The organism is Parerythrobacter lacustris (assembly GCF_024626475.1).
In the GTDB taxonomy this organism is placed as follows: Bacteria; Pseudomonadota; Alphaproteobacteria; order Sphingomonadales; family Sphingomonadaceae; genus Parerythrobacter_A; species Parerythrobacter_A lacustris.
Genome location: NZ_JANKHH010000003.1, coordinates 331897 through 346949, shown reverse-complemented (window position 1 = coordinate 346949; position 15053 = coordinate 331897). Strand labels below are relative to the sequence as shown.

General features: G+C 62.2%; 13 protein-coding genes. 7 read left to right on the top strand and 6 right to left on the bottom strand.

The window, feature by feature from the left end; all coding sequences use genetic code 11:
* Positions 1-75: 75 nt before the first annotated feature.
* Positions 76-750 carry a nitroreductase gene (locus NSO95_RS05090; protein ID WP_257595080.1) on the bottom strand — a complete coding sequence of 225 codons (675 nt, stop codon included), beginning with the start codon at positions 748-750 and terminating at the stop codon, positions 76-78.
* A gap of 201 nt (positions 751-951) precedes the next feature.
* Here NSO95_RS05090 and NSO95_RS05085 point away from each other — a divergent pair, with 201 nt between their 5' ends.
* Together NSO95_RS05085 and NSO95_RS05080 are read left to right on the top strand one after the other, a co-directional pair.
* Positions 952-2025 carry a hypothetical protein gene (locus NSO95_RS05085; RefSeq protein ID WP_257595079.1) on the top strand — a complete coding sequence of 358 codons (1074 nt, stop codon included), beginning with the start codon at positions 952-954 and terminating at the stop codon, positions 2023-2025.
* 31 nt (positions 2026-2056) lie between these two features.
* Positions 2057-2758: a hypothetical protein gene (locus tag NSO95_RS05080; RefSeq protein WP_257595078.1), complete on the top strand. Its 702-nt coding sequence runs from the start codon at positions 2057-2059 to the stop codon at positions 2756-2758.
* A gap of 338 nt (positions 2759-3096) precedes the next feature.
* Here NSO95_RS05080 and NSO95_RS05075 read toward each other — a convergent pair whose 3' ends face one another.
* The 5 genes from NSO95_RS05075 to NSO95_RS05055 form a co-directional block, all read right to left on the bottom strand.
* Positions 3097-3270: a hypothetical protein gene (locus tag NSO95_RS05075; protein WP_257595077.1), complete on the bottom strand. Its 174-nt coding sequence runs from the start codon at positions 3268-3270 to the stop codon at positions 3097-3099.
* Positions 3267-4181 carry an IS1595 family transposase gene (locus NSO95_RS05070; RefSeq protein WP_257595076.1) on the bottom strand — a complete coding sequence of 305 codons (915 nt, stop codon included), beginning with the start codon at positions 4179-4181 and terminating at the stop codon, positions 3267-3269. Before NSO95_RS05070 ends, NSO95_RS05075 begins: the two co-directional genes overlap by 4 nt.
* Positions 4182-4462: 281 nt before the next feature.
* Entirely contained in the window at positions 4463-6277 is a 1815-nt protein-coding gene (cobT, locus tag NSO95_RS05065) for a cobaltochelatase subunit CobT (RefSeq protein WP_257595075.1), read from the bottom strand.
* 8 nt (positions 6278-6285) lie between these two features.
* Positions 6286-6939: a fructose-6-phosphate aldolase gene (gene fsa / locus NSO95_RS05060; protein ID WP_257595074.1), complete on the bottom strand. Its 654-nt coding sequence runs from the start codon at positions 6937-6939 to the stop codon at positions 6286-6288.
* A gap of 76 nt (positions 6940-7015) precedes the next feature.
* On the bottom strand, positions 7016-7705 hold the full coding sequence (locus tag NSO95_RS05055; protein ID WP_257595073.1) for a DUF4197 domain-containing protein: 690 nt from the start codon (positions 7703-7705) through the stop codon (positions 7016-7018).
* Positions 7706-7763: 58 nt separating this feature from the next.
* On the opposite strand from NSO95_RS05055, the gene NSO95_RS05050 reads away from it, so the two are divergent.
* The 5 genes from NSO95_RS05050 to NSO95_RS05030 all read left to right on the top strand — a co-directional run bounded on the left by NSO95_RS05050 (position 7764) and on the right by NSO95_RS05030 (position 15053).
* The gene (locus NSO95_RS05050; RefSeq protein WP_257595072.1) at positions 7764-9929 is read left to right on the top strand and encodes a primosomal protein N'; all 2166 of its coding nucleotides are present in this window, start codon (positions 7764-7766) and stop codon (positions 9927-9929) included.
* Between the two features lie 104 nt (positions 9930-10033).
* Complete coding sequence (locus NSO95_RS05045) at positions 10034-11665, top strand: tetratricopeptide repeat protein (RefSeq protein ID WP_257595071.1); 1632 nt, start codon at positions 10034-10036, stop codon at positions 11663-11665.
* Positions 11666-12082: 417 nt separating this feature from the next.
* On the top strand, positions 12083-12721 hold the full coding sequence (locus NSO95_RS05040; RefSeq protein WP_257595070.1) for a glutathione S-transferase family protein: 639 nt from the start codon (positions 12083-12085) through the stop codon (positions 12719-12721).
* A 92-nt stretch (positions 12722-12813) separates the two neighbouring features.
* A complete protein-coding gene (locus tag NSO95_RS05035; RefSeq protein WP_257595069.1) occupies positions 12814-13458 on the top strand; it encodes a hypothetical protein in 645 nt (214 codons plus the stop codon).
* Between the two features lie 35 nt (positions 13459-13493).
* On the top strand, positions 13494-15053 hold the full coding sequence (locus tag NSO95_RS05030) for a cryptochrome/photolyase family protein (protein ID WP_257595068.1): 1560 nt from the start codon (positions 13494-13496) through the stop codon (positions 15051-15053).

Genomic DNA, 15053 nt, shown 5'->3' with positions numbered 1-15053 from the left:
CCTAGGAAATTTTGGACACTCGCCAATGATTTGCCCCGGTTTGCAGCCGGGAGTGCGAGCGATTCCCGATATGGGTCAGTCCCAGCCGCTCCATGCGATGCTTTCCTCGATCGGGGCGCGGGCGACGGGGAAGTTGTTCACCGGGGCCTCCGGATCGCGATAGCCGATGGCGACCCCGCAGAAGAATGTGTGATCCTCCGGGATATCGACCACTTCGCGGATCTGCGGCGAATAGACCGCCCATGCCTCCTGAAAACAGGTGTCGAGCCCCTCTTCGCGGCACAGCAGGCCGATGGTCTGGAGCCACATCCCGATATCGCTCCACTGCGGCGGGCCCATATATTTCGGCGTGTGAACCAGCATGAGAACAGGCGCGCCGAAAGCACGGAAATTGTTGGCGAACCACATCAGCCTCTTGCCCTTCTCCTCGCGCGAGATGGCGAGCGCGCCATACATATCCTCGCCCACCCCCCTTCGGCGCTGCTCGTAGGCGCCGTCGAGTTCGGGCGGATAGACGTTGTATTCGGGCGCAAAGGCCTCACGCCCCTTGGGCAGGTCCTGCGCCACGCGGTCGAACAGCTCCTGCATCGGTTCGCCGGTCAGGACGATGCCGTGCCACGGCTGGGTGTTCCCGCCCGAGGGCGAACGCTGCGCATTCTCGAGGATGCGGGTAAGCGTCTCGCTTTCAACCGGTGTATCGAGGAATGCGCGCACGGAGCGGCGGGTGGCGACGGCTTCGGTGACGTTCATTGGCTGGTTACCTTCGGCGGATTTCGACCTCGGAACTAGCATCTATCTCTGAAGCCACACCTTGCAAATAGCCGATCTCCAGCTAAGACGATCCGCATTGGGGGGCTCATGAACAAAACTCAATCGGTTAAGGTAACCGACGTATTCGGAGTGCGTCGAGCATTTGAACTAGATAACTACGTCAGTAGAGACGACGTGGATTTGAGCTTCATCGATGCTCTTCACGCTCGTAAGCACGTATCGGTGTTCGGCGCATCCAAGACAGGCAAGAGTTCTCTTATAGAAAAGCAAGTTGGTATCAATGAGCGGCTATATGTACAATGTAGCGAAAATTTCACTGTCGAGCAATTTAATGATGCTCTGCTCGAGGCAATATATGGCCGGAGCGATGTTGAAAAACTCCAAGAAAGTGAGGTTGCGACTACGAGAACGACGGAAGGCGGAATAAGAGTCAACAGCACAAACATATTGGCATCGTTCAGGCAAAATTTCGCAAAGAATGATAGAACCGTTTTTCGCATCACCGACAAAAAGATTTACGATTTAGACAATTTAGGCGATTGTAGGACGCTATTTCAAGATATAAGCCACTCTCGGGATCCAATTGGCGATGATGATATTTTCTTGATAATTGACGACTTTCACAAGGCTTCTAGAAAGACACAAAGATGGCTCGCTAACGTCGCAAAAATGCTTTTTGATAATACTCGAGTCGTTTTTATATTTGTCGGTGTCTGGGTGGAGGACAAAATCCTTACAGCTTTATGTCCAGAGCTAAGCGGAAGGGTTGAAGATATAAACTGCAATATATGGTCGAAGGACGACCTTCTTCAGGTCGTACTTAACGGATGTGATAGGCTGAACATACGATTTCCTGATGGATTTGCCGAAACTGTAGTTAGAGAGTCCAACGGGAGCGTATATATTCTTCAGGAAGCATGCAAGGAGGCGTGCAAAATTGCAGGGATCAGGGAAAAGTCGGCGGATTGTGAGGTGATAACAAAAGACCTAAACGGCACGAAAATTGTAAAAGAAACAGCCTTAAAGCACTGCAATTTCACAGATGTGCATGGAGAACTTTTAAATGTTGATCGAGACAACCGATCCATTCTCTTCATCTATCACGCTATGATTTCAAGAAATGCGAAATCCTCTCCACTGATTGATATGCAAGGACTCCAGAAGCGGATAGAAACTAACTTTAGCGACCTGAATTTTGATAAGAATTTTTCTTATAACGCATGCGTAAAATTTGGGGCCTATATACCTGTTTGACCCAGCTTAGGAATCCGACGAATATGCTCGCATGACAGGCGAGTCGGATTTTTCGAAGCTATTGCAGCAGAACCTTTGGGAGCGGGAGAAAGAGCTTTCAGAAGCACGAGCGCGGCGTGATGCTGAGACGTTCGAGGCTCCTGTTTTCCTCGTCGCTGACGCTGAGTCTTACGCGCGTTGTTTGCATCCGGAAGGCGCACTCGCTTCGTTGGGGCTGAGCAGCAAAGGGCTGGCAGTCACTCAGTTGCATCGTGAAATCAGGAGTGCGCGAGTTCAGGTTATCGCACATGAAGCGATTTGGGCACTCGACGGAACAGTGATCTCACTGAGCTACCCCGTCATAGACGCTTGGTATTGGCACTTGTCTGTTCCTGATGAAGCCAGCGATTTTTGGGAGACTGGATACTTTAGCGCCAGCATCCCAACGACGAAGGGCAAATCGAAGTTCAGGGGAACAGTCGAGATTTATGGGGGGCGATTCTGGCCTGACAATCTCCCCGGTGGCGAGGGCAACCCGCGACCCGGTCAAGCCAGCGCAAAAGACACGAGACCACCAGTTCCTGACGCCGATCTCAGAAGGTGGCACGAAGTTTTCTCGCAAGTGCATCAGCATTCGACGGAAGAAGCTGCACTGCGTTCCGCACAAGCAATGTTCCCTGATAATCATGTTTCGCGGCAGAAAGTCCGCGATTTACGAGGACCACAAAAGCGCGGTAGACCGGGAGATCGCTGAAAAGTGCGGCGAATTTCTGGCGAATTTGCCGCGAATTTGCGGCAGATTTTGACCGCGAATTTTCCAAGCAGCAACCTCCATCGCAACCCGGAACACCGGGCAACCGATGGAGCGCCAAATGGGACCATGATCTAGCAGGAACGAAAAAGGCCACCCCGAAGGATGGCCTCTCGAACCGTTGCCGAAGCGAACGATAGTACAATCATCAATTCGCACCAAACGGCACCGGATGCAACCCACATCATGCGATGGAGGGACCGATGGTCTATATCCAAGCGTATTTTCGCATTCGGCATGGACGTATCGAACACGTCCGCGCCCACTTTCGCAGCAAGTAGCTAGCCGCTCGGCTTTGCCTTTTTCGCAGCACCTGGCCCTCGCTTCGGCGGGGGCTTTTTGTTGTCGAGCCTGCGCTTCAATTCCGCTGGATCGGTTTGCATGAAACGCTCCAGCGCCTCGTCAGGGTCCATGTCGAGATACAATGGCCGCTCGCGCTTCTCGCCATTGGTCACGCGATCAGGTCCTTGTAGGTGAGGCGACCAGCGGCCTGCGACAGCAGGGCATTGACCCGCTCGCCCTCGTCCATTTCCCGCAGATTGAAGCGCCAAGTCATTTCACCGAGATAGCGGCTAAAGTGCTTTGGCGAAAGGTAATGGTGAGTTCCGATGATCTGGCGCTTGAACAGCGCCCAAACGCTCTCGATGCCATTGCTGTGGAGGATGTAGTGGCGCACATACTCGCCAGCAGTGTGGTTGACGCGGTGATGGTGATAATCGCGCGCCAGCCCGACGAATGAACCATGCTCGTCGGTCATGAGGTTGGATCCCGGCTCGACATGCTCGCGGATCACCGATTGAACGTCCTTTGCGCCCATGCTTGGGGTGATTGTGGTGCGCAGTTCGCCGCCGCGTTCGAGAACGCCCAGCACGGCAATCTTGCCCTTCCCGCCCTGCTTGCCGCCCGTGCGCTGCCACGCGTGCTTGTTCTTCTCTTTGCCACCGACGAATGTCTCGTCAGCTTCAACCTCGCCTTTCAGGGTGCGGTTGAAGGACTGTGTGCGGATCGCTTCGCGCAGGCGCTGGGTAACGAACCACGCCGACTTTTGCGTGATGCCAATGTCCTTGGCCAGCTGGGTGCTCGCGATGCCCTTCTTGTGGCTGGTGATAAGCCAGATCGCCAGCAACCACTTGCGCAGCGGCAACTTGCTGTCCTCGAAGATGGTGCCCACGCGGATTGAGAACCGCTTGCGGCAGTCGCCGCACTTGTGGCTTCGGCCATCCGAGAAGTGATAGACGCGGGTCGATTGGCAGTGCGGGCAGAACGCACCGTTCTTCCATCGGATCGCTGTAAAATGGTCAATCGCTGCCTGTTCGTCAGGGATGGCTTCCATCATCTGGATCAGGCTGTTGAAGGTCTTGAGCATCGCGGTTTCCCTTGCTGATGCTCGTCTTATAGGTGTTTATCGGACCCATGTCAATGGGTCACACAAGTATATAGGTCCCTAAAATTTGCCAAGCACTCCGAAGCTCAAAAGTTTCAGACTGTCTTTCGTATTCACAAGCGATCGAAGAGCGATAAAGTCTATGTCAGTCTAGTTGACCCGACATTCAACCTCTGGCTTAAAGGTCGCAAGGACTCCATTTTGAAGGATATTGAAGAAAAAGCCAGAAGGGGACTTACAACACAAACTCTTGTTGGTTAGCCTCACTCCACCTCGAACAGTCCGGCCAGCTGCTCGATAATCGTCCCGCCCAACTGTTCGACGTCCATGATCGTCACCGAACGCTTGTAATAGCGCGTTACGTCATGCCCGATGCCGATCGCGGCGAGTTGCACCGGCGAGCTTTTCTCGATCCAATCGATCACCCGGCGCAGGTGCTGCTCGAGATATCCCGCATTGTTGACGCTCAAGGTGCTGTCGTCGACCGGTGCACCGTCGCTGATCACCATCAGGATGCGGCGGTCCTCGCTGCGGCCGAGCAGACGCTGGTGCGCCCACAGCAGCGCCTCGCCGTCGATGTTTTCCTTCAGCAACCCCTCGCGCATCATCAGTCCGAGATTGCGGCGCGCGCGGCGCCACGGCTCGTCCGCTTTCTTGTAGATGATGTGGCGCAGGTCGTTGAGGCGCCCCGGGTGCGGCGATTTGCCGTCGGCAAGCCAGGCCTCGCGGCTCTGCCCGCCCTTCCACGCGCGGGTGGTGAAGCCGAGGATCTCGGTCTTGACCCCGCACCGCTCGAGCGTGCGCGCGAGGATGTCCGCGCTGATCGCCGCGATGCTGATCGGCCGCCCGCGCATGCTGCCCGAATTGTCGATCAGCAGGGTGACGATGGTGTCCTTGAACTCGGTGTCGCGCTCGATCTTGTAGCTCAGCGAATGGCCCGGGCTGATCACCACCCGGGCGAGCCGCGCGGCGTCGAGCATCCCCTCTTCCTGGTCGAAGTCCCAGCTGCGGTTCTGCTGCGCCATCAGCCGCCGCTGGAGGCGGTTGGCGAGCTTGGTGACGATCGATTGCAGGCCGGTGAGCTGGCTGTCGAGATAGGCGCGCAGCCGGTCGAGCTCCTCGCTGTCGCACAGCTCGGGTGCCTCGATCACCTCGTCGAACTTGTCGGTGAAATACTTGTATTCGAAGTCGCTCGGGATATCGGTCCACGGGCGGTTGGGGCGCACGGGGAGCATGCCCTCGTCGCCCTCCTCGCCCGCCTCGCCGTCGGACATGTCGTCGGACGATTCGGCTTCGGTCTGGTCGTCGCCATCCGATTCGCCTTCGGCCATCTCGCCGGCCATCTCGGTCGATTGCGGCTCGGCCCCGTCGGACTCCTGCTCGCTGTCGTCCTCCTGTTCGTCCTGGCCGTCGTCCTCGTCGCCGCTGTCTTCCGGTTCGCCCGCATCGTCGGGCCGGGTGAGTTCGAGATGCTGCAACATGTCGAGCGCAAGCGACTGAAAGGCTTCCTGATTGTCGATCGACAGTGCCAGCGCCTCGAAATCACCGCCGGTGCGCGCCTCGATGAATTCGCGCACCATCTCGACCCCGGCGCGGGCGCGCTCGGGGATCGCCGCGCCGGTCAGTTCCTCGCGCAGCAGCAGGCCTAATGCGCTTTGTAGCGGGACATCGTTCTCGCCCTGCGCGCGGGCGATCGGGTCGGACGCTGTGCGCAGTTCGTTCGCAGCCTCAAGATTGCCGCGCATTCCGCTGAAATTGTTGGCCCCGAGCGCTTCGTAGCGGACCTGCTCGACCGCGTCGTAGCAAGCCCGCGCGACTGGCTCGCTCGGCGCTCGCCTCGCGTGCAATGCCTCGTTGTGGTGCCGCAGGCGGAGCGCGAAGCTGTCGGCAAAGCCGCGTGCTTCGGCCGCCTGGTCGGGCGGCAGACTGCGCCCCGGCAGCGGCACGCGGAAGTTCTTCCCGCTCGCCGCCGGAGCATCCGCGCTCCACGCAACTTCGACCTCCGGCTCGTGCGCGATCGCCCGCGCCGTGCCGGTCAGCGCACGCTTGAAGCGGTCGAGGGGCGTTTCGTCGGCCAAGCTTCAGATCACAGGATGCTCTGCCCGGTCGCTTCCCAGTCCTTGAGGAAGCCTTCGATGCCCTTGTCGGTCAGCACGTGGTTGAACAGCTGCTTGATCACCTTGGGCGGCGCGGTCATCACGTCCGCCCCGATCAGTGCGGCCTGCAGCACATGGGTCACATGGCGCACGCTGGCGACGAGAATCTCGGTCTCGAAGCCGTAGTTGCTGTAGATCGTGTGGATATCCGCGATCAGTTCCATCCCGTCGACGCCGTTGTCGTCGTGCCGCCCGACGAAGGGCGAGATGAAGCTCGCCCCCGCCTTCGCCGCGAGCAGCGCCTGGTTGGCGCTGAAGCAGAGCGTGACGTTGACCATGGTGCCGTCGTCGGTCAGCGCCTTGCAGGTCTTGAGCCCGTCGATCGTCAGCGGCACCTTGATGCAGACATTGTCCGCGATCTTGCGCAGGACCTCGGCCTCTTTCATCATCGTCGCATGGTCGAGCGCGACGACTTCGGCGCTCACCGGGCCGCTGGTGATGCCGCAGATCTCGCGGGTGACTTCCATGAAGTCGCGCCCCGACTTGGCGATCAACGAGGGATTGGTGGTGACCCCGTCGAGCAGGCCGGTGGCGGCGAGGTCCTTGATGTCGTCGATATCGGCGGTGTCGGCGAAGAATTTCATGGCGTGCGGTCCTTGCGGGATGGGTGATTCCCGCAAGGCTTTAGCCAAGCCACCCGCGCGCGGCTAGGGCGCGGAGCTAAAGATTTCCCAGCCCGAACACGCCGATCAGCAACGGGTCATTGGTCGCGCGCGGATTGCTGCGGATGGCCGATTCCTCGATCCCCATCTCGTTCCAGATCGCATCGTTGATGGTGGCCGAGAAGCGGCTGGCGACGCCCGACACATCGACCCCCGAAAGCCGCGCAATCGCCTGGCCGATCACCGGATCCTGCGCCACGCGGATCGCCTGGCCGAGTTCGGGCACCATCGCCTCGACCAAGCGGTTGCCCAGCTCGCCGCGCAGGAAGCCGGTCGCAGCGGTCGGCCCCCCGCGGATCAGCTGCTCGGCGGCGGAGCCCCCGACCACCCGCACCGCATCCGCTACTATCGGCGCCGCGCTCTCGGCACCCTGCACCGCCAGGTCGGCGAAGGCATCCTCCAGCTGGTTCTTGAACAGCGCCGAGGTGAGGATCGAGGAGAGGATATCGCCGCGCGTCCCCATGATGCTGCCCAGCCCGATGCGGGCTACCTGCTGGTCCCAGTACCCGCCCGGCGCGGTCAGGCGCACGAAGGCGCGCTCGCTCGACAGCAGCAGCAGGCGGCGCACCGCGTCGGTCAGGCTATAGCCCGGAATGGTGTTGCAGCCGGACAGGGCCAGAGCACTGGCCGCCGATGCACCCACGATGAAAACGCGCCGGTTGAGGCTCGATGCAACAATATCGGTCAATTCCCGCTCTCCTTCTCTTGCCGCCACCGCTGACGGGTGCCCATATGGCTCCCCTAACATGAACCGCGTCCGATGCCTCGTCTTCAATGCCGCCCTGGGTCCGCTGGACTACCGGGTGCCGCAAGGCGTGGCGGTCGAATACGGTTCGGTCGTGGTCGCTCCGCTCGGGCCGCGCCAGATCATCGGCGTCGTATGGGAAGAGGACCGCCTGCCGACCGATCCGGTGCCCGAGGCCAAGCTGCGCCCGATCCTCGAGGTGCTGCCCGTTCCCCCGATCCGCCCCGAACTGCGGCGGCTGATCGAATGGACCGCGGATTATTACTGCGCCTCGCTGGCCTCGGTCGCGCGGATGGTGATTGCCTCGGGCGGTGCGCTGCGCGGGCCGGCATCGGTCACCGAATACCGCCTCACCGGGGGAATGCCCGAGCGGATGACACCGATGCGCGAGCGGGCGATGGGTGCGCTCGAAGGCGAGCAGGCGACGATCCGCGAGCTGGCCGAACTCGCCGATGTGTCCGACGGGGTGCTGCGCGGGCTGGTCAACCAGGGCGTGCTCGAACCGGTGCTGGTCGACTGCGACCGCCCCTACCCCCGCGCCGATGCGGGCCATGCCGCGGTCGATCTCAACCCCGGGCAGCAGGCGGTCGCCGCCACGCTGGTCGAGGCGGTCGAGGCGCGCAGCTTCGCCCCCTACCTGCTCGACGGGGTGACCGGATCGGGCAAGACCGAAACCTATTTCGAAGCGGTCGCGGCGGCGCTACGGCAAGGCCGGCAGGTGCTCGTCCTGCTGCCCGAGATCGCGCTGACCGAAGCCTTCCTGCGCCGCTTCGAGGACCGCTTCGGCGCAGCCCCCATCGTGTGGCACAGCTCCTTGAAATCGACCGAGCGCCGCCGCGCCTGGCGCGCCATCGCGAGCGGAGAGGCCCAGGTGGTGGTCGGCGCGCGCTCCGCGCTGTTCCTGCCCTATGCCAGCCTCGGGCTGATCGTGGTCGACGAGGCGCACGAGATCAGCTTCAAGCAGGATGACGGGGTGCGCTACAACGCGCGCGATGTCGCGGTGATGCGCGCGCGGTTCGAACGCATCCCGGTGGTGCTCGCCAGCGCCACCCCCGCGCTCGAAAGCCTGCAGATGGCCGAAAGCGGGATCTACCAAAAGCTCGACCTGCCCAGCCGCTACGGCGGCGCGCAGCTGCCCGAGATCCGCATCGTCGACCTGACCGAGGACAAGCCCGAACACGGCCGCTGGCTCGCCCCGCCGCTCACCCGCGAGCTGTTCGCCCGGATCGAACGCGGCGAGCAGTCGCTGCTGTTCCTCAACCGCCGCGGCTATGCCCCGCTGACGCTGTGCCGCAATTGCGGCTACCGCTTCCAGTGCGGCAATTGCAGCGCCTGGCTGGTCGAACACCGCTTCAGCCGGCGGCTCGCCTGCCACCACTGCGGGCACGAGGAAAAGCCGCCGACCAACTGCCCCGAATGCGGCGAGCTCGACTGCCTCGTCGCCTGCGGCCCGGGGGTCGAGCGGATCGCCGACGAGGTGGCGGAGATCCTGCCCGATGCGCGCGTCGCCGTCGCCACCTCGGACACGCTCAACACGCCGGAGAAAGCCGCCGCCTTCGTCGCGCAGGCAGAAGCCGGGGCGATCGATGTCATCGTCGGCACCCAGCTGGTGACCAAGGGGTTCCACTTTCCCGAACTGACGCTGGTCGGCGTGGTCGATGCGGACCTGGGCCTCGAGGGCGGCGATCTGCGCGCGGCGGAGCGCACCTACCAGCAGGTCGCGCAGGTCGCCGGGCGCGCCGGGCGCGGGGCCAAGCCGGGGACGGTGCTGATCCAGACCCGCCACCCCGAATCCCCGGTGATCGAGGCGCTGGCGGCGGGCGACCGCGACGCCTTCTACGCCGCTGAGACCGAGGCCCGCCGCCACGCCGGCGCCCCGCCCTTCGGCCGCTGGGCGGCGATCATCGTATCGAGCGAGGACGAAGCCGAAGCGCGCGATGCCGCGCGCGCGATCGGCGGCACCCAGCCGCGGGTGAAGGACATCGCCATCCTCGGCCCCGCCCCCGCCCCGATGGCGCTGCTGCGCGGCCGCTACCGCTACCGCCTGCTGGTCAACGCCCGCCGCAGCGCGCAGGTACAGGACGTGATCCGCGACTGGCTCGCCCGGCTGGACCTGCCGCGCGGGGTGCGGGTGAGCGTGGATGTGGATCCGTACAGTTTCGTTTGACCGACGGATTTGATTTCAAATTCAAAAGGCCCTAGCCAAGCCTCAGGGAGTTAGGAGAGGTTCGGGTCTTCTGCGCCACTCCTGCAGATCACGGGGACTGGGTCATGCGCGTCGTTTCACTTGTTTTTGCCATTCTGGCGTTCGCCACAGCTTTACCCGCAAAGGCAGCCGATTGGTATCTGGCGGAAACACAGCATTTCACGATCTATTCGGAGGACAGCGAAAAGGCGACGCTTGAGTTCGCTCGCGAACTTGAGCGGCTCGACGAAGTGCTCCGGATCATCTCCGGCGTCGGCCCGGACGACGGAGGCATGCCCGATTCCGCAAAAGTCGTCGTGTTCCGCTTCGGGGAGACGCAAAACATGGCCGGCCTGCTCGGCAATCGCAGCAGCGGCGTGGGCGGTTTCTTCATTCCCCGCGCATCCGGGTCGGTTGCCTTCGTCCCCCGCCGGAAGAACGTGTCCTACGATCGCAGCAACGCTGGCAGGATTGATGGCCTCGACCTCGACCCAAAGGCCGTGCTGTTTCATGAATACGTCCACTATTTCATGTATCAGCACCGGAATGCGCCCTACCCCGGCTGGTACCGCGAGGGCTTCGCCGAGCTGTTTTCCACCTTGCGCTTCGAAGAGGACCGGTTCGTGATCGGCGATACGCCGACATGGCGCAGCGTTTCGATCATGGCGGTCAACATCGATCTCAAGAAGATGCTCGACCCGCCGACCAAGAATTACGATGAGCGGGTCGTTCATTATTACGGCCATGGCTGGCTGCTGGCGAGTCTCCTCAACTTCACGCCCGAGCGCCGACCGCAGATTACCGAATACATCACCCAGATCGCCAAGGGCACCGATCGTCTCGAAGCGGCCAAGATCGCTTTCGGCGACCTCGACCAGCTCGAAAAGGAGCTCAAGGCCTATCGGACGAGTGCGGCTAAAGTCCTCAAGATACCCTATATGAACAAGGAAGAGCCGGCGGTCGAAGTCCGCAAGCTGGGGGCAGACGAGGTGGCGCGGATGGACCTGATGATTGCGTCCAAAGTCGGTGTCGACGAGAAGCGCGCCGCACGACAGCTGCCCGAGGCGCGCGCCATGGTGGAGCGGTTCCCGCAAAGCAAAGCCGTCTTGCTTGCGGCCACCGAGGTGGAATTCGACAACAAGAACTACGCCGAAGCTGAGGTGCTGGCGAAAAAGATCCTCGATGCCGATCCGAAGTCGATCGACGCGGCCATCTATTACGCCCAGGTGCCGCTGATGCAGTCGCTGGAAGACCCGGCGAGAATGGCAGTCGCACGCGAGCGTTTCATCGCCGCCAACAAGATGGCCAACGACCATCCGGTTCCGCTTTTCGGTTATTACCTCACCTATGCCCTGGCGGGTGACGAGATGCCCGACAACGCCAAGGCTGCGCTGGAAAGCGCCTATGAATTCGCCCCCTTCGACGCCGGGATCCGAACGACGCTCGTCCACATGTTCCTGCTCGAAGGCGACACGGAAATTGCCAACTCACTGCTGTTCCCTCTCATCCAGTCGGGCGAAGGCGCGAGATTTGCCGATCGCCTGAAGGCCGCGCTCGAAAAATACGAAGCGGGCGAGAAGGAACCGCTGCTTAAACTCGTCAAGCCACGGCACCCCGCAGCCGAACCAGAAGACGACGACGATGAGGAAGACGGCGAAGGCGGTGAAGGTGGTGAAGGTGGTGAAGGAGAGAGCGTTCGCCTCCTTATCGCCGGGTGATTTGTGGCTTGAGATGCGCGCGGTGATCCGCGACTGGCTCGCCATCCCGCGCAGGGTGCGGGTGAGTGTGGATATCGATCTTTAGAACTTCGTTTGCGTTTGGTTCGACTGAGCAACAGCAGGCGGGACTCCGGCTCAGGGCCGGGGTGACGTGGATAGAGTTAAAGTTCAAAGTCCAACCTTTCGCGTCTCCGCAGGACCGTTAAGGCCAACCCTAGCGCCAGCCCCGACGGCATTCGATCTCCCCGCCCCCAACTATCCCCTTTCCTACACACCCCGCCCCGCGCTACGCTCACGCCGGGCGTCGCCCTCGGTCCGCGCTGCGGACGTGGCCGATGCCCCGCCCTCGCCCATGCGGCCGCGCTGCCGGGTTTTGGTGTCGCTTTAGTGTCGCCTTTCGCTGCTGGAGAACTGCACGTGCTCACCGTCCACCACCTGCGCCTGTCGCAATCCGAACGCATCGTCTGGCTGTGCGAGGAGCTGGGGATCGACTACGATCTCAAGCTCTACACCCGCCGCACCGACAACAATCTCGCGCCCGACGACTACAAGGCGCTGCACCCGATGGGGATCGCGCCGGTGATCACCGACGGTGATTTTGTACTGGGGGAAAGCGGCGCGATCATCGACTGGATCGTGGCGAAGCATGCGCCGGATACGCCGCTGGTGCCGGGGCCGGACCATCCCGACTTCGCCGATCACCTGTTCTATTACCATTGGGCCAACGCCACCTTCATGACCAACGGGATGATGGCGCTGGTCGCATCGCGGATGGTTGAGGGCGGTCAGATCCCGCCCTTCGTCGCCGATCGCAACGCCAAGGGCTGGGGGATCGTCGAAAAGCGGCTGGGCGAGGCGGAGTATTTCGGCGGATCGCAGCTGACCACGGCGGATATCATGATGGGCTTCCAGCTCACCACCAGCCGCGCGATGAGCGGGATGGGGATCGAGGGGATGCCCAATTTGCAGGCCTATTTGAAGCGCATCGGCGAGCGCCCGGCCTACCAGCGCGCGATGGCCAAGTCCGAGCCGGGGATGTCGCCCAAGCTCGATTGAAGGAAGGCGGCGTGGTTGTCGGATTTCGACAAGCTTGCGCCGCCGATTGCTGCCAGTAGATTGTCCGGGTTCCAATTGGGGGGATACGAAAAATGAAGAATGTTGCTCTTGCTGCGGTGCTGTCGGGCTCGCTGGTGCTGTCGGGATGCCTGGCGGGCGATCCGGTCGAATTGCCGGAGGACACGATCGAGGCGGCAGCGACCTGTTTCGCGGCGCAAGGCATGGTGCTGCGCGGCGACAAGGCGGAAACCGATCCGGTCACCTATGAGGAATTCATCAAGGCGATCAAATATCCGATGATCGCCTCGACCCAGATCGAGCCGTTCTCGGTCGAAACCGTGCTCAAGATCCTCGGCGGGGCGGAAGCCAAGGCGGAAGAGATCAAGACCAAGGATTTTGCCGGCGCGGTCGCCACCTGCGACGAGCGATTCAAGTCGGCCGGGCCGATCAAGCTGCCGGAGAACAACGGCGATGCGGTGCTCAGCTGCATGGGGATTTCCTCGTTTGTCGCGGGCGCGGTGCAGAGCCAGAGCTCCGAATTCGGCGGGGAGGCGCAGAAGGTAACCGCGCTGAGCAAGCGGCTCGAGACCGAGATGCAGAGCGATCCGGAACTGCTCGCCAAGATGATCGGCGGCGATCCCACGGCGCTGATGATGGGCGCGCTCAAGGATGCCTTCGCTTCGGGCGATGCCGACGGCTACGTCGCCGCTTGCGAAGCGCGCTTCCCGGCCAAGTAGGGAGCGTTTGAGGCGGTAGCGCGTTGGAAGGCACGATGCCCTCCGACGCGCCCGTCCTCATCCCGATCCTCGGCGACCAGTTAAGCCGTAGCCTCGCCTCGCTGCGCGGGCGGGACAAGGGCGACACCGTCGTCGTGATGATGGAGGTGTGGGACGAGACGACCTACGTCAAACACCACAAGCAGAAGATAGCGCTGGTGTTCTCCGCCATGCGCCACTTCGCCGCCGAGCTGGCGGAAGCGGGCTGGAGGGTCGACTATGTCAAGCTGACCGACGCAGACAACGCCGGCAGCTTCACCGGCGAGGTGGCCCGCGCGATCGAGCGGCATTCTCCGCGCGAGGTGCGGGTGGTCGAGGCCGGCGAGTGGCGCGTGCAGCAGGCACTCGAGGAATGGGCCGACCGGTTCCCCTGCCCCGTGACCATCCTGCCCGACGACCGCTTCCTGTGCTCGAAGTCGGAGTTCGCCGACTGGGCCGAGGGACGCAAGGCGCTGCGGATGGAGTATTTCTACCGCGAGATGCGCCGCAAGACCGGCCTGCTGATGGACGGCGAGGAGCCCGAAGGCGGGCAATGGAATTGCGACAGCGAGAACCGCAAGCCGCCGAAGGAGAGACTGGAGGCTCCCGAGCGCCCGTTGTTCGAACCCGACGCGATCACCCGCGAGGTGCTGGAACTGGTGGGAGAGCGCTTCGCCGACCACTTCGGCGATCTTGAACCGTTTCACTGGCCCGTCACCCGCGCCGAGGCGGTGCAGGCCGCCGACGCGTTCTTCGCCGAGCGCCTGCCGCAGTTCGGCGACTACCAGGACGCGATGGTGCACGGGCAGGACGACCTGTTCCACTCGATGCTTTCGACCAGCATCAACCTCGGCCACCTCGACCCGCTCGACCTGTGCCGCCGCGCCGAGGCCGAGTACCGCGCAGGCCGCGCGCCGCTCAACGCGGTGGAGGGTTTCATCCGCCAGCTCATAGGCTGGCGCGAATATGTCCGCGGGTTCTACTGGCGCTTCATGCCCGGGCTGGCGGAGGACGATGCGCTGGCAGCCGACCGCCCGCTGCCCGAGTTCTACTGGACCGGGGAGACCGACATGCGCTGCCTCGCCGACTGCGTCCGCTCCACCAAAGCCAACGCCCATGCGCACCATATCCAGCGGCTGATGGTGCTCGGCAATTTCGCGCTCCTCGCGGGGGTCGAGCCCAAGGCGGTGCAGGACTGGTACCTTGCTGTCTATGCCGATGCCTACGAATGGGTCGAGCTGCCCAATGTCAGCGCGATGGTGCTCTATGCCGACGGCGGGAAACTTGCCTCCAAACCCTATGCCGCGAGCGGCAATTACATCAACCGGATGAGCAACTACTGCTCGGAATGCAGATACTCGGTCTCGCAGAAGACCGGCGAGGGTGCCTGCCCGTTCAACGCGCTCTACTGGCGCTTCATGGACCGCCATCGCAAGCGGCTCGAGGCCAACCCGCGGATCGGCCCGATCTACCGCAACTGGGACCGCATGGGCGAGGAGCGCCAGCGCGAATACCTCGCCAGCGCCGATGCCTTCCTCGCCACACTCGAACCCGCGCGCGAAGGCTGGGCGCGCTAG

Excerpts from the sequence above, each read along its gene's own strand:
- NSO95_RS05070 (WP_257595076.1), bottom strand. The coding sequence starts at position 4,181 with ATGCTCAAGACCTTCAACAGCCTGATCCAGATGATGGAAGCCATCCCT.
- NSO95_RS05080 (WP_257595078.1), top strand. The coding sequence starts at position 2,057 with ATGACAGGCGAGTCGGATTTTTCGAAGCTATTGCAGCAGAACCTTTGG.
- NSO95_RS05035 (WP_257595069.1), top strand. The coding sequence starts at position 12,814 with ATGAAGAATGTTGCTCTTGCTGCGGTGCTGTCGGGCTCGCTGGTGCTG.
- NSO95_RS05045 (WP_257595071.1), top strand. The coding sequence starts at position 10,034 with ATGCGCGTCGTTTCACTTGTTTTTGCCATTCTGGCGTTCGCCACAGCT.
- fsa (WP_257595074.1), bottom strand. The coding sequence starts at position 6,939 with ATGAAATTCTTCGCCGACACCGCCGATATCGACGACATCAAGGACCTC.
- NSO95_RS05030 (WP_257595068.1), top strand. The coding sequence starts at position 13,494 with ATGCCCTCCGACGCGCCCGTCCTCATCCCGATCCTCGGCGACCAGTTA.
- NSO95_RS05050 (WP_257595072.1), top strand. The coding sequence starts at position 7,764 with ATGAACCGCGTCCGATGCCTCGTCTTCAATGCCGCCCTGGGTCCGCTG.
- NSO95_RS05090 (WP_257595080.1), bottom strand. The coding sequence starts at position 750 with ATGAACGTCACCGAAGCCGTCGCCACCCGCCGCTCCGTGCGCGCATTC.